General features: G+C 62.0%; 15 protein-coding genes, 1 tRNA gene and 1 other RNA gene. 1 reads left to right on the top strand and 16 read right to left on the bottom strand.

The genetic code is table 11. The features are described from left to right. Positions 1 to 95: 95 nt before the first annotated feature. Positions 96 to 2273 (top strand): catalase/peroxidase HPI, encoded by a 2178-nt coding sequence (katG, locus tag AC2YI2_RS06660; RefSeq protein ID WP_487385651.1) that lies wholly within the window; start codon positions 96 to 98, stop codon positions 2271 to 2273. 70 nt (positions 2274 to 2343) lie between these two features. On the opposite strand, the gene copM is transcribed toward katG, so the two are convergent. The 16 genes from copM to rnpB form a co-directional block, all read right to left on the bottom strand. Then, positions 2344 to 2895, bottom strand: coding sequence for a CopM family metallochaperone (gene copM, locus AC2YI2_RS06655; protein ID WP_487385867.1), 552 nt, complete (start codon positions 2893 to 2895; stop codon positions 2344 to 2346). A gap of 229 nt (positions 2896 to 3124) precedes the next feature. After that, positions 3125 to 3200, bottom strand: a tRNA-Thr gene (locus AC2YI2_RS06650). Between the two features lie 114 nt (positions 3201 to 3314). Then, entirely contained in the window at positions 3315 to 4139 is an 825-nt protein-coding gene (locus AC2YI2_RS06645) for a GGDEF domain-containing protein (protein ID WP_487385650.1), read from the bottom strand. A gap of 103 nt (positions 4140 to 4242) precedes the next feature. Next, positions 4243 to 5205 carry a UDP-N-acetylmuramate dehydrogenase gene (gene murB / locus AC2YI2_RS06640; protein WP_487385649.1) on the bottom strand — a complete coding sequence of 321 codons (963 nt, stop codon included), beginning with the start codon at positions 5203 to 5205 and terminating at the stop codon, positions 4243 to 4245. After that, positions 5202 to 6617 carry a UDP-N-acetylmuramate--L-alanine ligase gene (gene murC / locus AC2YI2_RS06635; protein ID WP_487385648.1) on the bottom strand — a complete coding sequence of 472 codons (1416 nt, stop codon included), beginning with the start codon at positions 6615 to 6617 and terminating at the stop codon, positions 5202 to 5204. Before murC ends, murB begins: the two co-directional genes overlap by 4 nt. Beyond that, entirely contained in the window at positions 6614 to 7744 is a 1131-nt protein-coding gene (gene murG / locus AC2YI2_RS06630) for an undecaprenyldiphospho-muramoylpentapeptide beta-N-acetylglucosaminyltransferase (RefSeq protein ID WP_487385647.1), read from the bottom strand. Before murG ends, murC begins: the two co-directional genes overlap by 4 nt. A 4-nt stretch (positions 7745 to 7748) precedes the next feature. Beyond that, complete coding sequence (gene ftsW, locus AC2YI2_RS06625) at positions 7749 to 8903, bottom strand: putative lipid II flippase FtsW (RefSeq protein WP_487385646.1); 1155 nt, start codon at positions 8901 to 8903, stop codon at positions 7749 to 7751. 132 nt (positions 8904 to 9035) lie between these two features. Then, a complete protein-coding gene (gene murD / locus AC2YI2_RS06620) occupies positions 9036 to 10424 on the bottom strand; it encodes a UDP-N-acetylmuramoyl-L-alanine--D-glutamate ligase (RefSeq protein ID WP_487385645.1) in 1389 nt (462 codons plus the stop codon). A 4-nt stretch (positions 10425 to 10428) separates the two neighbouring features. Beyond that, on the bottom strand, positions 10429 to 11529 hold the full coding sequence (mraY, locus tag AC2YI2_RS06615; protein ID WP_487385644.1) for a phospho-N-acetylmuramoyl-pentapeptide-transferase: 1101 nt from the start codon (positions 11527 to 11529) through the stop codon (positions 10429 to 10431). A 24-nt stretch (positions 11530 to 11553) separates the two neighbouring features. Beyond that, positions 11554 to 12987, bottom strand: coding sequence for a UDP-N-acetylmuramoylalanyl-D-glutamyl-2,6-diaminopimelate--D-alanyl-D-alanine ligase (locus AC2YI2_RS06610; RefSeq protein WP_487385643.1), 1434 nt, complete (start codon positions 12985 to 12987; stop codon positions 11554 to 11556). After that, a complete protein-coding gene (locus AC2YI2_RS06605; RefSeq protein WP_487385642.1) occupies positions 12984 to 14429 on the bottom strand; it encodes a UDP-N-acetylmuramoyl-L-alanyl-D-glutamate--2,6-diaminopimelate ligase in 1446 nt (481 codons plus the stop codon). Before AC2YI2_RS06605 ends, AC2YI2_RS06610 begins: the two co-directional genes overlap by 4 nt. 48 nt (positions 14430 to 14477) lie before the next feature. Next, positions 14478 to 16241 (bottom strand): peptidoglycan D,D-transpeptidase FtsI family protein, encoded by a 1764-nt coding sequence (locus AC2YI2_RS06600; protein WP_487385641.1) that lies wholly within the window; start codon positions 16239 to 16241, stop codon positions 14478 to 14480. Next, entirely contained in the window at positions 16238 to 16669 is a 432-nt protein-coding gene (gene ftsL / locus AC2YI2_RS06595; protein WP_487385640.1) for a cell division protein FtsL, read from the bottom strand. Before ftsL ends, AC2YI2_RS06600 begins: the two co-directional genes overlap by 4 nt. Next, positions 16669 to 17688, bottom strand: coding sequence for a 16S rRNA (cytosine(1402)-N(4))-methyltransferase RsmH (gene rsmH / locus AC2YI2_RS06590; protein WP_487385639.1), 1020 nt, complete (start codon positions 17686 to 17688; stop codon positions 16669 to 16671). Before rsmH ends, ftsL begins: the two co-directional genes overlap by 1 nt. Before the next feature lie 17 nt (positions 17689 to 17705). Then, complete coding sequence (mraZ, locus tag AC2YI2_RS06585) at positions 17706 to 18146, bottom strand: division/cell wall cluster transcriptional repressor MraZ (protein ID WP_487385638.1); 441 nt, start codon at positions 18144 to 18146, stop codon at positions 17706 to 17708. A gap of 328 nt (positions 18147 to 18474) precedes the next feature. Then, an RNA gene (gene rnpB / locus AC2YI2_RS06580) (RNase P RNA component class A) lies at positions 18475 to 18866 on the bottom strand. Between the last annotated feature and the right edge of the window lie 37 nt (positions 18867 to 18903).

Raw genomic sequence — 18903 nt, 5'->3', positions numbered from 1 at the left:
CCTATCGAAAATTGCATGAAATGCAATTGGAAACTATCGCCGCGAAGGCGTTAGAACAGGCTTAGAACAATTCCAACATTCCAGGAGGAAATCAGATGGACGCGAAAGTCGAAGATGCCGGCAAATGTCCCGTACCGCATGGCGGGAGCAAGGCCAGATCGAACCGGGACTGGTGGCCGGAGATGCTGGACATCAGCACTCTGCACCGCAATTCCACGCTCTCCGACCCGATGGGCAAGGCGTTCGACTACGCCGAGGAATTCAAGAAGCTCGATCTCAATGCCCTCAAGGCAGACTTGAATGCCCTGATGACCGATTCGCAGGAGTGGTGGCCGGCTGACTTCGGTCACTATGGCGGTCTTTTCATCCGCATGGCCTGGCACAGTGCGGGCACCTATCGCATCACCGATGGCCGCGGCGGCGCCGGCATGGGCCAGCAGCGTTTTGCGCCGCTCAACAGCTGGCCGGACAATGTCAATCTCGACAAGGCCCGCCGCCTGCTCTGGCCGATAAAGCAGAAGTACGGCAACCAGATCTCCTGGGCCGACCTGCTGATCCTCACGGGCAATGTCGCGCTCGAATCCATGGGTTTCAAGACCTTCGGTTTCGCCGGCGGCCGCGCCGATGTGTGGGAGCCGGAAGAACTCTACTGGGGTCCCGAAGGCACATGGCTCGGCGACGAGCGTTACAGCGGCGAGCGTGAGTTGTCAGAGCCGCTCGGCGCAGTGCAGATGGGTCTGATCTATGTCAACCCGGAAGGCCCGAACGGCACTCCCGATCCGCTCGCCTCTGCGCGCGACATCAGGGAAACCTTCGCCCGCATGGCGATGAATGACGAAGAAACCGTGGCCCTGATCGCCGGCGGCCACACCTTCGGCAAGACCCATGGCGCAGGCGATCCGTCCTTCGTCGGTGTCGATCCCGAAGGCGGCGAGCTTGAGCAGCAGGGCCTCGGCTGGACCAGCAAGTTCAATTCCGGCGTCGGCCGCGATGCCATCGGCAGCGGGCTCGAAGTGACATGGACCCAAACTCCGACCAAGTGGAGCAATTTCTTCTTCGAAAACCTGTTCGGCTTTGAATGGGAGCTGACGAAAAGCCCGGGCGGCGCCAACCAGTGGACGGCAAAGACGACAGAAGCTTCCATCCCGGACGCTTTCGACCCGTCCAAGAAGCATCGCCCGACCATGTTGACCAGCGACTTGGCGCTGCGGTTCGACCCGATCTACGAGAAGATCTCGCGCCGCTTCCTGGAAAACCCGGATCAGTTCGCCGATGCCTTCGCCCGCGCCTGGTTCAAGCTGACCCATCGCGACATGGGCCCGAAGGTCCGCTATCTCGGCCCGGAAGTGCCGGCTGAGGACCTGATCTGGCAGGACGTGATCCCCGCCGTCGACCACCCGCTCGTCGACGACAGGGACATTGCCGAGCTCAAGGCCAAGGTTCTCGCCTCCGGCCTCTCGGTGCAGGAACTGGTCTCGACCGCCTGGGCCTCCGCCTCGACCTTCCGCGGTTCCGACAAGCGAGGCGGCGCCAACGGCGCCCGCATCCGGCTTGCCCCGCAGAAGGATTGGGAAGCGAACAACCCGGCGCAGCTCGCGAAGGTTCTCGGCATTCTCGAAGGCATCCAGACGGATTTCCAGGCCGGCGGCAAGAAGATCTCGTTGGCCGACCTCATCGTGCTTGCCGGTGCGGCCGGCATCGAAAAGGCAGCCAAGGCCGGCGGACAGGACATCACCGTGCCCGTCACGCCGGGCCGAGGCGATGCCTCCGAGGAGCAGACAGATGTGCATTCTTTCGCACCGCTCGAGCCCCGCGCCGACGGTTTCCGCAACTATGTGAACAACAATAAGCACCAGTTCATGAAGGCCGAGGAAGCACTGATCGACCGCGCCCAGTTGCTTACCCTGACCGGTCCGGAACTGACGGTACTGATTGGCGGTCTCCGCGTGCTGGAGGCCGGCAAGCCCGAGCACGGCGTGTTCACCTCGCGTCCCGGGGCGCTGACGAACGACTTCTTCGTCAACCTGCTCGACATGGCCACCGTCTGGGCGCCCGTTGCCGACAAGAAGGGCGTCTATGAAGGCCGCGACCGCAAGACGGGCACGCCCAAGTGGACGGGCACCCGTATCGACCTGATCTTCGGGTCACACTCGCAGCTGCGTGCCTTCGCCGAAGTCTATGGCCAGAGCGATTCCCAGGCGAAGTTCGTCAAGGATTTCGTCGCTGCCTGGAACAAGGTGATGAACGCGGATCGCTTCGACCTCGTGGCCTGATCCGGACTACTCCCAAGACTGACAGGCCCGCGGCGAGTGATCGCCGCGGGCCTTTTCTTGTGATCCGAGCTCAGGGCTTGGCGAGCCAGCCCTTCATGAAGGCGATCTCGCCTTCCTGCGCCTTGATGATGTTGCCGGACAGTTTGTGGAGTTCCGGATCCTTGCCATGCTCCAGCTGCACCTTGGCCATGTCGAGTGCGCCCTGGTGATGCGGGATCATCATCAAGACGAAGTCGCGGTCGGGATCGCCGGTCATCGCGGCATTCATGTCCCTGTTCATCTTCTCCATGCCCTCCATGTAGGCCATGCTCGAGGGCATGTGGTGCGCATGTGTGGCGTCGGTGGGCTTGGAATGTTTTGCGAGCCAGCCCTTCAGAAAGGTGATTTCACTTTCCTGTGCCGTGACGATCGTTTCGGAGAGTTTCCGGAGCCCTGGATCCTTGCCGTATTCGAGCTGCACTTTCGCCATGTCGATGGCACCCTGGTGATGCGGGATCATCATGGCCGCGAAGTCGACATCGGCGTCGCCGGTCATGGCGGCATTCATGTCGCGGTTCATCTTGGCCATGCCATCCATATAGGCCTTGGCAGCCCCGTCTGCTGCATTCTCCACGGCCGCCATGTTGTGGTTCGCGTGATCGTCCTCGGCCCGCGTCACAACCGGCAGCGCCAGCATCGCCAATGTCAATCCAATGCAAACTGTCTTCTTCATCATGACATTCCTTCCGAGACCCAGTTGGATCATGGATGGGTTGTAGACGTTCCAACGATGGCAAGGTCAAGAGGGTGCTGCGCGGGTGATGAAATCGGTCAGCAGCGCAGGCGGCTTGTGTGATCGGTCAGCGATAAAGTGGAGGCCCTGCCGAGGAGTCGAACCTGGATCGGCTGCAAACGAAGCAGCTGCTCTGGCATTGAGCTACGAGGGCCGTGACCTCTCCTATCGCTCCGGGAGTGCCCTCCCGCAAGCGGTTCACGGGGTTAAGGTTACCGTGGATCAGGTGGCCGGCTGCGTTCATCACAAGCAAACGGGCCTTAAACCGATCAGCCTGCCAGTTGCTGGGGCATGCGCTCGACGACCGGACTGATCACTGCGAGATCGTCGACATGGACGACCCGGTTGCGACCGGCGGCCTTGGCAAGATAGAGCGCCTTGTCCGCATCACTGAGCAGCATCGAGAAGCCCTCCTCGCCGCCCGACCGCGACAGGCCGGCGGAGAAGGTTACAGTTATCTGCCCGCCCGACACATGGAATATGTGGTTCTCCAACACAGCGCGGGCGCGTTCCAGCACTGCCAGCGCCTCTTCCCTGCCTCGATCGGGCATCACGACCCCGAATTCCTCGCCGCCTAGCCGGGCAAGCACCACCTCTTCGCCAAAGGCGTTCCGAAGTTCCTCGGCCACCTCGATCAGCACCTTGTCGCCGGCACTGTGGCCATGGGTATCGTTGATCAACTTGAACCGGTCGATGTCTATCACCGCGATGACATAGGGAGCGCGGATCGCAGCGATCGCATCGGTAAACGCCCGGCGGTTGAGTAGTCCGGTCAGGGGATCGATGCGCGACATGCGCTCGAAGGCGTCGCGGGAAATCGCCAGCTCCCGAATTGCGCGGCCGACGAGATAGTAGGCGAGGAAGGAAATAGGCCCGGCGACGCAGGCCGTGACCACGGCGTCGCCCACCGGATCGGTCGGGATGGTGGCAAGGCCAATGCGGCCGAAGACCTCATAGATAAGGAAATTGAGGCCGATCGCCGCAAGCGTCGTCACAAGGGAGCGCGTCGAAGCAAAACGCAGCACGTCGGCGCGCCTGGAGAACGCACCGGCAGCGATGCTCTGGACGATCCACTCCTGTAGGCGGGAAACCATATATATCGCTTTCGTAACAGCGAATATAATGACGCAGTAAATCTTAAAGCTGAGTTTCATGGTCCATGCAGATCTTCACCAGCATGAACTAATAAACATCACCCTATGCAGCAAATCGGGACACCTCGGCACCCGGAATGAATTCGCCCAGGCGCTTGATCTCCCACTCAAGCAGAATGCCCGAATGTTCGAACACGGTGCGGCGCACGGTCTCGCCAAGATTTTCCAGATCATAGCCGGTGGCATGGCCGATATTGATCATGAAATTGCAGTGGAGCGGAGACATCTGCGCGCCACCGATCTGCAAGCCGCGGCAGCCCGCCTCGTCGATCAGCTTCCAGGCCGAATGACCTTCGGGATTCTTGAAGGTCGAGCCGCCGGTCTTTTCCCGCACCGGCTGGACCGTCTCGCGGTGATGCCGGACCGCGTCCATTTCGGCGCGGATCTTGGCCTTGTCCTCAGCATAACCTTCGAAGGTCGCGTGCGTGAAGATCAGCCCTTCCGGCGCCTGCGACTTGCGATAGCTGTAATGCATGTCGGCATTGGAGAGTGTGACGCGATTGCCCTTGCGGTCGACGGCCTCGATCTCGACGACACGGTCCTTGGTCTCGGTGCCGTTGGCGCCGGCATTCATGCGAAGCGCGCCGCCGATCGAGCCAGGAATACCATAATAGAACGCAAAGCCGCCGATCGAATTATCGAGCGCCATGGCGGCGATATTCTTGTCCGGGCAGATCGCGCCGGCGCGGATGCGATTCTCCCCCGCAAGCTCGACATCGCCAAATCCCTTGGCCGACAGACGCAGCACGACACCGCGGATGCCGCCGTCGCGCACCAGGAGATTGGAGCCGACGCCGACCACGGTCAGCGGCACTTGTTCCGGCAAGACTTTCAGAAAGGTCGCCAGATCATCGACATCGTGCGGCTGGAACATCAACTCGGCAAGGCCGCCGGCGCGGAACCACGTCACGCGGTCCATCGGCGCATTCGGCGTCAACTTGCCCCTGATATCCTTCACGCCCTCGCCCAATTCGGCGAGGAGCTTCTCCCCATCAACCTGCTTCATTGTTTCTTCCCTGACAACGCCGCCAGATCCTTCGGCAACGCCTGTGCCCAATTCGTTATGTTTCCAGCCCCCAAAAGAACCACATAATCCCCCGGCTGCGCAATGGCGGCGACGTAGGCCGGTAGCGCATCGGAGGCCGCTAGGAAGCGCGCATCGCGATGGCCGCCCGACTTGATGCGGGAGACGAGTTCTTCCGACGTCACGCCTTCGATCGGATCCTCTCCGGCCGAGTAGATCGGCGCGATGAAGACCGTGTCGGCGTCGTTGAAGCAGGAGGCGAACTCCTCGTAGAGGCTCGCGACGCGGGTGTAGCGGTGCGGCTGGTGGATCGCTATGATGCGGCCGTTGCAGCTGTCGCGCGCTGCCCGAAGCACCGCCTTGATCTCGACAGGATGATGGCCGTAGTCGTCGAAGATCTGCACGCCATTCCATTCGCCGGTATTGGTGAAGCGGCGCTTGACGCCGGCAAAGCCTGCAAGACCCTTTTTGATGTCCTCGGGCGAAATGCCGAGGCGCTGGGCGACGGCGATGGCGGCGGTGGCATTCGACACATTGTGCCGGCCCGGCATGGGTAGGCGCAGATCGCTGAGCTCGATCGTCAGGCCCGTGCGGCGGCGGCGAATCTCGACGTCGAAGATCGACACGGCACCTTCGAAGCGGACATTCTTGAAACGAACGTCAGCTTGAGGATTCTCGCCATAGGTGACGACCTTGCGGTCTTCGATCTTGGACACCATGGCCTGGACCTCGGGATGGTCGAGGCACATCACGCCGAAGCCGTAGAACGGCACGTTCTCGACGAATTGACGGAAGGCCGCGCGGGCGTTGTCGAAGGTGCCGTAATGGTCGAGATGCTCAGGGTCGATATTGGTGACGATGGCGATTTCGGCCGGCAGCTTGAGGAAGGTTCCGTCGGATTCGTCGGCCTCGACCACCATCCACTCGCCTTCGCCCATGCGGGCATTGGTGCCGTAGGCGTTGATGATACCGCCGTTGATGACCGTCGGGTCGAGACCGCCGGCCTCGAGAAGCGTTCCGACCATCGACGTCGTTGTCGTCTTGCCGTGCGTACCGCCAACAGCGATCGCATTGCGAAAGCGCATCAGCTCGGCGAGCATTTCGGCGCGACGCACGACCGGCAACAGTTTTTCGCGCGCAGCGACGAGCTCGGGATTGCTCTTCTTGATCGCGGTCGACACGACGACCACTTCCGCTTCGCCGAGATTGTCCGCCTTGTGTCCAACATGGACGTCGATACCCTTGGCGCGCAGGCGCTGGACGTTGGCGCTGTCGGCCTGGTCCGAGCCCTGCACCTTGTGGCCGAGATTGTGCAGCACCTCGGCGATGCCGCTCATGCCGATGCCGCCGATGCCGATGAAATGAACGAGCCCGATGCTCTTGGGCATTTTCATGCGTTTGGACCTTCCTTGAATTCCGTCACCGACTTGCCCGCGGCGATCCCTTCGACGAGATCCGCGAGGCGCTGCGCGGCGTCCGGCTTGCCGGTCACCTTGGCGGCATGCGCGGTCGCGGCGAGCTTTGCCGGATCATCCATGGCGTGCCGGAGGATCTTGGCAAGCTTTTCCGGCGAAAGATGGGACTGCGTGATCACTTCCGCGCCACCTTCGGCCCTCAGTGCCGCCGCGTTGGCAGCTTGGTCGTGATCAAGGGCGTAAGGGTAAGGCACGAGAATTGCCGGACGGCCAATCACGGCGAGTTCCGACACCGTGGAAGCGCCGGAGCGGCTGATGACGAGATTGGCATCGGCAATGCGCTTCGGCATATCACCGAAGAAGGGCGAAACGTCGGCGGAGAGGCCGAGCTTGTCATAGCTTTTGTTGACGGCATCCTGATCCTCGGCACGCGCCTGCTGCGTCACCTTCAGCCGTTTGCGGTACTGGTCTTCGAGCAGGCAGATCGCTGAGGGGATCGCGCTCGAGAAGAACTGCGCGCCTTGGCTGCCACCAAAGACGACAAGGTTGAACGGGTCGTTTTCACCGGAGGCAACATAAGCCTGGGCGGCGGCCGAGATGACACCCGGTCGCACCGGGTTGCCCGTGACGACCGTCTTGGCCGCATGCGCACCGTGCCCCTCCGGCAGGAAGCCGCCGGCAATCGCCTGGACGCGGGAAGCAAGCATCTTGTTGGCCCGGCCCATGACTGCATTCTGCTCATGAATCAGCGATGGGATCTTCATCGTTGTCGAGGCAAGCAGCGGCGGAACGGTCGGATAGCCGCCGAAACCGATGACGGCCTTCGGCTTGAGCCTGGAGAAAAGGCTACGCGCGGAGCGCATGCCGGACCAGAGCGTGTAGAGAGCCTTGGCGAGCGCGATCGGGTTCTTCGAGCCTATCGTCGCCGATGGCACGACATGGATTTCGTCAGCAGGAAACTTGCCGGCAAAGCGCTCGGCGCGGCTGTCGGTCACCAGATGCACGCGGTAGCCGCGCGCCTTCAGTTCATGTCCGAGCGCTTCGGCCGGAAACAGATGGCCGCCGGTACCACCGGCGGCGAGGACGATCAGCCCTTTGTCTTCCATTTGTTCACTCCGCGGGCACACCATGGCCGCCGCGGAAGAAGCTGCGCTCCTGAGCGCGCTTTTCGGGCCGGTGCCGTGTCAAGGCCAGTATGAATCCGGCGGTGACACATATGGCAATCTGCGACGAACCGCCATAGGAAATCAGCGGCAGCGTCATGCCTTTTGCCGGCAGAAGCTGCAGATTGACGCCGATATTGATGATCGACTGTAGGCCGATCTGCAGGACGAGGCCAGCGACCGCGAAACGGGTGAAGTGATTGCGGTCGCGGAACGCGTGGTTGAGGCCGCGCATCACGACGAAGATGTAAAGCCCGACCATCGCCAGACAGAAAATGATGCCGAATTCCTCGGCCGCGACCGAGAAGACGAAGTCGGTATGGCTGTCCGGCAGGATGCGCTTGACGATGCCCTCGCCCGGTCCGACACCGGCCCAGCCGCCGCGCAGGATCGCCTCATGGGCGGTGTCGACCTGGAAGGTATTGCCTTCGCCGGTGAGAAATTGATTGATGCGTGCTGCCACATGCGGGAAGAAGCCATAGGCAAAAAAGATTGCCCCGGCCCCGGCGCCGGCCATGAGCACGATCCAGATCCACGGCATCCCTGCCATGAAGAACATCGCGCCCCAGACGGAGGTCGTGAGGATGGTCTGGCCGAGGTCAGGCTCGGCGATCAGCAGGGCAGCGACGATGACCAGCAGGATCATCGCGAAGAGATTGCCGGGAATATCGGGCTGGCGCTGATGCTCGGCAAAGAGCCAGGCACAAACCACGACGAATGCCGGCTTCATGAATTCGGATGGCTGGATGGAGACGAAGGAAATGGTAATCCAGCGGCGCGAACCCTTCACTTCCATGCCGACGAACAGGACCAGCACCATCATCACAAGCGCAACGACCAGCATGATCACGGCAGTGCGGCGCACCTGACGTGGCGTGAGGAAGGAAAGCCCGATCATCACCACCAGCGAGGGCAGCAGGAACAAGGCGTGGCGTTCGACGAAATGGAAACTGTCGAGGCCGATGCGCTCGGCAACAGCGGGCGAAGCGGCGAAGGACAGCATGAAACCGGTGCCGATGAGAAGCACGAAAACCGCCAGAAAAAACCGGTCGATCGTCCAGAACCACTCCGCCAGTGGTCCCCGCTCCGCTCTGCTTACCATACGCAAATTCCTCGTTTTTCGCCATGATGCAGGCAATCGATTAATTTGCTGTTAACCACGTCCGCCGCAACGTGGCTGCCAGCCGAATCTGAGCCTAAGAACGCAACCGTGAGTCAGCCTGACGGCAGCCCGTCAAATCAGCATGCTGACGCCGTCAAGAGCAGCGACGAGCGACACGAAATGGTCGCCGCGGACTTCGAAATTCTTGAACTGGTCGAAGCTTGCGCATGCCGGCGAAAGCATCACGACGGCGCCGGGAACTTCATCCCGCTCCGCGTCCGCTGCGGCATGGCGCACGGCATTGTCGAGCGTGCCGGAGATTTCGTAGGGCACGTCGGTGCCGAGTGTCGCGGCGAATTGCGGCGCCGCCTCGCCGATCAGGTAGGCCTTGGCGATCCTGTTGTAGAGCGGCTTGAGCGAGGTGATACCACCCTCTTTGGGCAGACCGCCCGCGATCCAGTAGATCCGATCATAGGACGAAAGCGCCGGCGCCGCCGCTTCGGCATTGGTCGCCTTGGAATCGTTGACGAAAGTCACAGCGCCGCGGCGGCCAATTGGCTGCATGCGATGCATCAAACCGGGGAAAGAGCGGAGACCCATTTGAATCTCGGTGACGGAGACTCCAACCGCGAGGCAGGCGGCGATAGCCGCGCAGGCATTCTGCGAATTGTGCGAGCCGCGCAGGGTCTGGATGCCGTCGAGGTCGGCGACACCTTCCGCGTTGCCGTTCTTCGCGCGAAGGATCTTCGTCCCCTCGGCGTAGAGGCCATTTTCGAGCGCATGGCGGCGCGAGATACGGACGACGTCGACGCCAGCCTTTTCAACGCGGTCGGCGATCAGACTGCAAAAGCTGTCGTCGTCACCGATGATCGCCGTCTTCGAGCCCGCGACCAGCCGCTCCTTGACGTCGGCATAATGCTGCATCGTGCCGTGGCGGTCGAGATGATCTGGGGTGAGGTTGAGCAGGATGCCCGCTGTCGGGTTGATCGTCGGGGCCAGATCGATCTGGTACGACGAGCACTCCACGACGTAGAAACGGTCCGGCGCGGGCGGATCAAGTGTCAGCACCGCAGTGCCGATATTGCCGCCGAGCTGCGTGTCGCGGCCGGAAGATTTCAGGATATGGGCAATCAGCGCCGTCGTGGTCGACTTTCCGTTCGTGCCGGTAATGGCAATGAAGGGGCAATCGGGCGAGAGCACCCGGCGCTCGCGGACGAAGAGCTCGACGTCACCGATGGTCTCGACCCCCGCCGCATGCGCCAGATCAACCGTCCAGTGTGGCTTGGGATGGGTGAGCGGCACGCCGGGCGACAGTACGAAAGCGGCAAAGGCGCTCCAGTCGACGCTGCGGAGATCGGCCGTGCCGATGCCCCGCGACGCAGCTTTGGCGACCGAATCCGGATTGTCGTCCCAGGCGGAGACGTCAGCGCCGCCCGCCACAAGCGCTTCCGCCGTTGCGAGACCCGAGCCGCCGAGCCCGAAAAGCGCGACCTTGCGGCCTTTGAAAGAGCTGACGATCATCGGATTACCGGATCTTGAGGGTGGCAAGGCCAACGAGAGCGAGGATCACGGAAATGATCCAGAAGCGGATCACGACCTGGCTTTCGGTCCAGCCCTTCTTCTCGAAGTGATGGTGGATCGGCGCCATCAGGAACACGCGTTTGCCGGTCAGCTTGAACGAGCCGACCTGGATGATGACCGAAAGCGTCTCCATGACGAAGACGCCGCCGATGATGGCCATGACGATCTCATGCTTGGTGGCAACGGCGACCGAACCGATCAGGCCGCCAAGCGAGAGCGAGCCGGTATCGCCCATGAAGATGGCGGCGGGTGGGGCGTTGAACCAGAGGAAGCCGAGACCGGCCCCTATCACCGTCGCGACAAGGACCGTCAGTTCACCGGTGCCGGGCACGAAATTGATCTGCAGATAATTGGAGAAGACTGCATTGCCGGCGAGATAGGCGATCACGCCGAAGGAAGCCGAGGCGATCATGACCGGCACGATCGCGAGACCGTCGAGACCATCAGTGAAGTTCACGGCATTGCCGGCGGCAACGATCACGAAAGCGCCGAAGATGATGAAGAAATAGCCGAGGTTGAGCAGAAGATCCTTGAAGAAGGGAAAGGCAACAGACGTGCCGATCGTCGAGCCGGGCTGGCCAGCAGCAATGCCCGTGCGCATCATGAAATAGACGGCGACGGCGGCTATGAGCGCCTCCACCAAGAGCCGCATCCGGCCCGAAAATCCGGCCGTCGTCTGCTTGGTCACCTTGAGATAGTCGTCATAGAAGCCGATCAGGCCAAAGCCCAGCATCACGAGCAGGCAGGAGACGACATAGACATTGCCGAGATCGGCCCAGAGTAGGGACGACACCACCACGGAAACGAGAATCATGAGGCCGCCCATGGTCGGCGTACCGGCCTTCTTCAGGTGCGTCTGCGGCCCGTCGGCGCGGATCGGCTGGCCCTTGCCCTGCCGGACTCGGAGCGAATCGATCATGCGCGGACCGAACATGAAGACGATGAAGGTCGAGGTGAAGAGCGCGGCACCTGCGCGGAACGTGATGTAGCGGAACAGATTGAAGGCCTGCAGGTGATCAGCAAATTCTACAAGCCACAAAAACATCAATCTGTTCCCCGTTAGGCCGCTTCACGCGGCCGGAAATTTCGCGGTCAGTGCCGCCACGACGCGGCCGAAGCCCGTCCCGTTGGACGACTTCACCATCAGGACGTCGCCACTGCGGACATTCTCCAGCGCATGGGCCGAGAGTTCGTCCGCCGTGCCGAAATAGATGGTCTCCTTGCCGGAACCCGTCTCCTTATCGAACCCGAGCGCATCGCGCAAATGCGCCATGTCCGGACCGGCCAGCCAGATGTCGGTTACACCTGATTCCTTGAGCGGAGCCGACAAACCGGCATGGACCTCGGCCGAGTACTCGCCCATTTCCAGCATGTCGCCCAAAATGGCGATCTTCCGTCCGCCCTCACCCGGTGTGGCCGTGTCGAGCAGCGAAATCGCTGCCCGCATCGAAGCGGGATTGGCATTGTAGCTCTCATCGATCAGCGTGAACGGCCCATCGGCGGCCCGAAGGCGGATGCGCTGGCCGCGCCCCTTGGCGGCAGAGACGTCACCGAAGGCAGCCACAACCTTGTCGAGATCGGCACCAGCGAGATGGCCGGCGGCGAGGACAGCAACCGCGTTCTCGGCGATATGCCGACCTGGTGCCTTGAGAGCGACCTCGACGGTGCGTCCACCGATGACAGCCCAGAAAGTCGCAGCATCGCCTTCTGCCTGGTAATCGACAAGGCGGAAGTCGGCTTTCACATGCGCGCCGAAAGAGTGGATGTTGGCGATGCCGCAGGCAGTCGCAGCATTTTCAAGGAATTCGAACTGGTCGTTGTCCCTGTTGATCAGCACATGGCCGTCATCCGTCACGCCTTCGAAGATCTCGGCCTTTGCGGCAGCAATCTCCTCCAAACTCTTGAAATTGCCGAGATGGGCCGCGGCGATGGTGGTGATGATGGCGACATGCGGGCGGACCATCTTCACCAGCGGACGAATCTCGTCCGGATGGTTCATGCCGATCTCGAAGACGCCGAAATCTGCCGTCTCGGGCAACCGAGCCAGCGTCAGGGGCACGCCCCAGTGATTGTTGAAAGAGGCCGGGGAATAGTGAACGCTGCCGCAGGCCGAGAGCACATGCCGCAGCATCTCCTTGGTTGTCGTTTTGCCGACCGAACCTGTGACCGCGATGATCTTGGCCTGCGAACGGTCGCGCGCCGCATGTGCCAGCTTCTCCATCGCCTCGAGCACGTCGGGCACGACGATCAGAGGCGCATGAACGGACCCCAGCGCCGGCAACCGGCCTTCCGACACGACAAGCACGCCCGCGCCATTGGCGGCCGCAACATTGGCAAAGTCATGGCCATCGACGCGATCGCCCTTTATGGCGAAGAAGGCGTCACCTGGCGCGATGCTTCTGGAATCGATCGAAATGCCGCCGATCCCCTTGGGCATCGTGCCCCTCGGGCGACCGGCCATCGCCTCGATCATGTCAGCGGTTTTCCACAGAAGCTCGGTCATGCGGCGAGCGCCTTCCTGATTTCTTCGTGATCCGAGAAGGGCAGCGTCTTGTCTCCGACGATCTGGCCCTCTTCATGGCCCTTTCCGGCGACGATCAATGTGTCGCCGGCCTGCAGCATGCCCACCGCATCGCGGATCGCCGTGGCCCTGTCGCCGATCTCGATCGCACCGGGCGCCGCAGCCATGATCTCGGAACGGATCTGCTCGGCCACTTCGCTGCGCGGATTGTCGTCGGTGACGATGGCAATATCGGCGAGACGCGTCGCCACCTCGCCCATGATCGGCCGCTTGCCCTTGTCGCGATCGCCGCCGCAGCCGAAGACCACGACCACGCGGCCGGTCGTGAACGGCCGGACGGAAGCCAGTACGATTTCGAGCGCATCCGGCTTATGGGCATAGTCGACATAGCAGAGAGCGCCGACCTTCGTCTGGCCGACCAGTTCGAGACGGCCCGGAGCGCCCTTGATGTGGTGCAGAGCCTGGAAGGCTTTTGCGGCCGAAACGCCAGTGACGATCGCGAGCCCTGCGGACACGAGCGCATTGGCGATCTGGAAATCACCGGCCAGCGGCAAGTGCACTTCGAAAATATCGCCGCCAACATGAACCTCGGCGACCTGCTTGTCGCGAAAATGTTCGACACGCTTCAGCGACAGGAACTCGCCCTTGCGGCCGACCGTACAGACATCGAGGCTTGCGGCCCGAGCAGCCGCAATCGCTTTGCCCGACCATTCGTCGTCGGAATAGATCACTGCTGGTGCGCCATTCGGCAGCAGCGTATCGAACAGCCGCATCTTGCTCTGGAAATAATGCTCGACGGTCGGATGGTAATCCATGTGGTCGCGGCCGAGATTGGTGAAGGCACCGGCGGCGAGCTTGACGCCATCGAGGCGGCGCTGGTCGAGGCCGTGGCTCGACGCCTCCATTGCGGCGTGACTAACGCCCTCGCCCGCAAGTTCGGCCAGCAGCTTATGGAGCGACACCGGGTCCGGCGTGGTCAGCGAGCCATAGTCGTTACGATTGGGGGCGATCACGCCGGTCGTGCCGATCTGCGCCGCCGCAATGCCGACCTGCGCCCAGATCTGGCGGGTGAAGGAAGCGACCGACGTCTTGCCGGCCGTGCCGGTCACTGCGACCATCGTCCTTGGCTGGGCGCCCGCGAAGTTCGCCGCCGAGAGCGCCAGCATCCGGCGCGGATCATCGACCTGGATAACAGGAATGGAGAGACCGGAGAGCGGGGTGTTTTTCGCAGTGACGACTGCAGCGGCGCCCTTGGCCGCGGCATCCGCCGCGAAAGCCGAGCCATCCGCCTTGCTGCCGGCAAAGGCAAAGAACAGATTGCCCGGCGCGACTGTGCGGCTGTCGGAGGAAATACCCGTCACCGTGAGATCTGCAAAAGGTGCGGCCTCAGAATAGGCTGCGCCCACAACGTCCCCGAGCTTCATCCGCCCACGTCCCCCTGTCCATCCGAATCAGGATTTCGTTTTTAATCGTCAATACGACTCAAGCAAGGCAGTTCCGTCGAGACCGAACCGTGGCTTGACGCCCAGCATGGGTGCCGCGCGGCGAATGATCTCACCGGCCATGATGCCCGCATTGCAGCCCGCCGTGACGCCGCATCCCTTATGCGGAACCGTCGGCTCGTCGATGATCGTAAGCACGATATATCTCGGATCAGTGATCGGGAAGGCCGCGATGAAGGCGTTGAACCGAACCGAGTTCGAATAGCGGCCATTCACGACCTTTTCGGCCGTGCCGGTCTTGCCGCCCACCAGCAGGCCCGGCGTGTCGGCGCGGCGGCCGGAGCCGTCGATCACGTTCGCGCGGAAGAGCATGCGCATGTTTTCGACGGTCTTCGGCTTGAGCACCAGCACGGCATTCTCGTCAGCCTGCTCGAGACTACGCGGCAGGAAGGTCGGCTGGATCAGCTTGCCGCCATTCATCAGCGCGGCGGCAGCAACGGCAGTCTGCAGGGGCGTGGTCGACACGCCGTGACCGAAGGCGACAGTCATCGAGGTGATCTTTTTCCAGACCTTCGGCTGTGACGGGGTCGCCGTCTCCGGCAGTTCGGTGTTGAGACGCGTCAGCAGGCCGAGGCGTGTCAGGAATTCCTTGTGGCCATCGATTCCCACCGCATCCGCCATCTTGGCAGAACCGATATTGGAGGAGTGGACGAAGACATCCGTGACCGACAGGATGCGCCGGGTCGCATGGAAGTCGTGGATGGTGAAGCCGCCGATGTAGAGCGGCCGACGGGCGTCGAACGTGTCGTTCATCGTCACCTTGCCGGAATCCAGCGCCATGGCGCTGGTGAAGGCCTTGAAGGTGGAGCCCATTTCAAAGACACCGCCCGAGACGCGGTTCATATCGCTCTTGGTCTTGCGGTCTATCGTCTCGGCCGGATTGTTGGGATCGAAATCAGGCATCGAACCCAGTGCAATCACCTCGCCTGTATTGGCATCAAGCACAACGGCGCCGGCGCCGATGGCCTTGTAGTTCCCCATCGCGGTCACGAGCACGTCGTGCACGATGTTCTGGACTCGGAGGTCCATCGACAACCGAACCGGCTCGAGCTTTGCGTTGACACTCGTCATGCCGAGTTCGGCGAGATCGGCGAGGCCCTGCGTGTCGAGATATTTCTCCATGCCGCCAACGCCGCGATTGTCGATATTGACATAGCCGACGAAGTGAGCGGCGACAGGGCCGCTCGGATAGAAACGTCGCTTGGCGGGCCGGAAGCCGATGCCGGGAATGCCGAGTGCCAGGATTTCACTCTGCTGCTTGGGCGTAAGCTGGCGGCTGAGCCACTGGAAATGCGACTTGTGCGTGAGCTTCTTGTAGGTCGCCTTGGTGTCGAGATTGGGAAGCACCGTCGACAGAAGTTCGAGCGCCTCGTCGGGATCGACGACCTTGTGCGGCTCGACGAAGAGCGAGACCGTACGCACGTCAGTGGCCAGCACTTCGCCATTGCGGTCAAGAATGTCGGGGCGCGAGGCCACCGTGTTGTCGGCCCGCATGATCGAAGCCACGGTCTGTGGCGCGGTCATGCCATATTGCACCAGCCGCCCACCGATCACGGCATAGACGATGGTGAAGGCGCCGATCATGATGGCGATGCGGTTGCGGGTCTGGCCACCGATCGACTTGCGGGTGCCCTCGAAGGTGAGCGTCGCGGGCGCACCGATCTCGCGGCCCCCGGCGCCGGTGTTGAAATGGGCCTTGCTCTTCAAGACCATGATGCGAGAGAGAAAGCTCATTCCGACTTCACCGATCCCGTTATGATCTTCTCAGCTTCAAGTCTTGCGGCTTCCGCCATTTTCTTTTCATGCGCCTTGGCTTCCTTGGGGGAGACCTTGCCGTCCTTGTCGGCGTCCGCCGGGTCGAAGACCGGCAGTTCCGCCTTGAGCATCGGCAGCTCCGAAGGCTGCACGAGCTGCGTCGATTCCGTCGGCGCGAGCTGTAGCTCTTCCTTGTAGGTCTCGATCAGTTTGGTGAGCCGCGACGGCTGGGTAAGCAGTGCCCAGTCAGCCCTGAGAAGGTCGATCGTGTCGCGTTCGAGCTTGATCTCGGCTTCGATCTTGCGGACCTCCTCGAGCTTGAGTTCCGCCTGATGCTTGATCGTGTAGGTGACCGCGGCGACGGCCGTCATCACCACCGCGAGAATGATATCGAGGGTACGAAACATCAGCCCCCCATCCTTTCGATGCTGGCGAGTTGCGGCAGGTCGAAGATCGTGAGATCGGCCTTGCCCGGCGGAGATTGGGTACGAATGCCGGAGCGAAGCTTGGCGGAGCGTGCACGCGGATTGACATCCGCCTCGGCATCACTTGCGGCGACAGCCTGGCGGGAAATGGGTTCGAAGATAACAGGCGCCTGGGCGATTTCGGGCAGGTGCCGCGAGCCCGAGGCCTTGCCGGCGCGGTCGGCGAAGAAGCGTTTGACGATCCGGTCTTCGAGCGAATGAAAGCAGACGACGACGAGGCGTCCGCCGGGCTTGAGCGCCCGCTCGGCGGCAAAGAGCGCGCCGGCCAGTTCGCCGAGTTCGTTGTTCACATAGATGCGCAGCGCCTGGAAGACGCGCGTCGCGGGATGGATCTTGTCGACGGCACGGCGAGGATTGACCATCTCGATCAGGCTCGCGAGATCCCGCGTCGTGGTGAATTTCTTCTCGGCACGACGCTTCTCGATGGCACGCGCGATACGGCTTGCCTGCCGCTCCTCGCCGAGAAAATTGAAGATGCGGATCAGATCGGTGGCGCGCGCCTTGTTGACGACATCGGCCGCGCTGACGCCGTCGGACGACATGCGCATGTCGAGCGGACCGTTCCTCTGGAAGGAAAAGCCGCGCTCGGCCTCATCGATCTGCATGGAGGAGACGCCGACATCGAGCACGACGCCATCAAGCCCGCCATCAGGGGCGAAATCGTCGAGCCGGCTGAATGTGGAATGCTTGAGCGTAAGCCTGCCGCTGAATTCTGCGACGAGCGCCTGCCCCCCCGCGATCGCATTCGGATCGCGATCGAGCGCGATGACGCTGGCGCCCTGTTCCAGAATTGCGCGCGTATAGCCGCCAGCGCCGAAGGTCCCGTCGAGGATGACGGTGCCGGGAGCTGGCGCGAGATGTTCGAGCACCTCCGCCAGCATAACAGGCACATGCCGGATCGATCCGCCAATGGCATCGCTTTCGCTGCCATGATCCGCCATAGAGCCCATACCCCGCATCATGAAGAGCCGAGGCCTCGTTTCCTCAACTCTTCCCTTGCCGCCGTCTGGGCCGCCGAAAACTCTTCCGGCCGCCACAGTTGAAAGTAGTCCGACCGACCCACGAAGGTGATCTCCCCGGCTATCCCCGTATGGCTCCGGACAAAGTCCGTCACCGATAGCCGGCCCTCGGAATCGAGCCGCATGAACATCCCGCCGCCGTGAACGATCAGCGAAATCCTGTTGGCCTCCAGCGAGAACGGATCCAGACCTTCGAGTTGCCGCTCGAAACGCGTAAGCAGGTCCGGGCCGCCGATATTGATCGCCGGAAAATGAAAGTCCTGAAAGCAGTAGAGCTCCTCGATGCCCATCGCGCCGAGAACAGTGCGGAAGGAGGCGGGCACGGAGACCCTTCCCTTCGCATCGATCCTGTTCGTCGCACTCGAAAGGAACCGGGGCATGACGCGAGACTGACGCTCCGACTTCCGCGGCGCCGCCGCCAGACGGACCCGCTACGCAACTGAAAATACTGAACAGACTTTCGCCTCCCCGCGCGTTTGCGCGAGGTTCAGACGACCCCGAGGGCCGATCCTCACCTGATGGGAAACGGGCCTTACATTGCCCTTGTATTGTGTGCATTTGGGATAACATGGGCAAATATGGGCGTCAATGGGATCATGCTCATTTCGGAGCGCAAATGCTCACAATATTCATAGGCTGTTAAGTTTAACGAAAGGTTAGGACACGCCCGCCGTGTGAAAATTATGAAATTCTAAAGAAACGAGGAAATGAGCCAGTTGGCCTGTAAGCCGGGTTCTGTATGGCTCCGGTCGCCCGGAACGTGGCAGCCATTCATCTGGGGCGTTGCTCGCACAACGCCTCACGCAACCCACCCGGATGACGAGGCCGGAAACGGCCCTGGCGCTTGCGCGCACGTGTCATCCCTATTCGGTCTTGCTCCCGGCGGGGTTTACCAAGCCGTCCCTGTCGCCAGGTCCGCGGTGGGCTCTTACCCCACCTTTTCACCCTTACCCGGCATGCCGGGCGGTTCGATCTCTGTGGCACTTTCCCTAGGGTCGCCCCCGCCGGATGTTATCCGGCGCCGTGTTTCCGTGGAGCCCGGACTTTCCTCACCTCGCGGCCTTTCGACCATTGCGAAGCGCGGCTGCCCAGCCAACTGGCAGGGGTCATTTAGGGGAGCGAGGACACGAAGGGAAG

It is taken from the genome of Rhizobium sp. SRI_017 (genome assembly GCF_057586295.1).
The sequence above is the reverse complement of the archived record's forward strand: the minus strand, read 5'-3'. Positions and strand labels throughout refer to the sequence as shown.

Excerpts from the sequence above, each read along its gene's own strand:
- katG (WP_487385651.1), top strand. The coding sequence starts at position 96 with ATGGACGCGAAAGTCGAAGATGCCGGCAAATGTCCCGTACCGCATGGC.
- copM (WP_487385867.1), bottom strand. The coding sequence starts at position 2,895 with ATGGCGGCCGTGGAGAATGCAGCAGACGGGGCTGCCAAGGCCTATATG.
- AC2YI2_RS06645 (WP_487385650.1), bottom strand. The coding sequence starts at position 4,139 with ATGGTTTCCCGCCTACAGGAGTGGATCGTCCAGAGCATCGCTGCCGGT.
- murB (WP_487385649.1), bottom strand. The coding sequence starts at position 5,205 with ATGAAGCAGGTTGATGGGGAGAAGCTCCTCGCCGAATTGGGCGAGGGC.
- murC (WP_487385648.1), bottom strand. The coding sequence starts at position 6,617 with ATGAAAATGCCCAAGAGCATCGGGCTCGTTCATTTCATCGGCATCGGC.
- murG (WP_487385647.1), bottom strand. The coding sequence starts at position 7,744 with ATGGAAGACAAAGGGCTGATCGTCCTCGCCGCCGGTGGTACCGGCGGC.
- ftsW (WP_487385646.1), bottom strand. The coding sequence starts at position 8,903 with ATGGTAAGCAGAGCGGAGCGGGGACCACTGGCGGAGTGGTTCTGGACG.
- murD (WP_487385645.1), bottom strand. The coding sequence starts at position 10,424 with ATGATCGTCAGCTCTTTCAAAGGCCGCAAGGTCGCGCTTTTCGGGCTC.
- mraY (WP_487385644.1), bottom strand. The coding sequence starts at position 11,529 with ATGTTTTTGTGGCTTGTAGAATTTGCTGATCACCTGCAGGCCTTCAAT.
- AC2YI2_RS06610 (WP_487385643.1), bottom strand. The coding sequence starts at position 12,987 with ATGACCGAGCTTCTGTGGAAAACCGCTGACATGATCGAGGCGATGGCC.
- AC2YI2_RS06605 (WP_487385642.1), bottom strand. The coding sequence starts at position 14,429 with ATGAAGCTCGGGGACGTTGTGGGCGCAGCCTATTCTGAGGCCGCACCT.
- AC2YI2_RS06600 (WP_487385641.1), bottom strand. The coding sequence starts at position 16,241 with ATGAGCTTTCTCTCTCGCATCATGGTCTTGAAGAGCAAGGCCCATTTC.
- ftsL (WP_487385640.1), bottom strand. The coding sequence starts at position 16,669 with ATGTTTCGTACCCTCGATATCATTCTCGCGGTGGTGATGACGGCCGTC.
- rsmH (WP_487385639.1), bottom strand. The coding sequence starts at position 17,688 with ATGGCGGATCATGGCAGCGAAAGCGATGCCATTGGCGGATCGATCCGG.
- mraZ (WP_487385638.1), bottom strand. The coding sequence starts at position 18,146 with ATGCCCCGGTTCCTTTCGAGTGCGACGAACAGGATCGATGCGAAGGGA.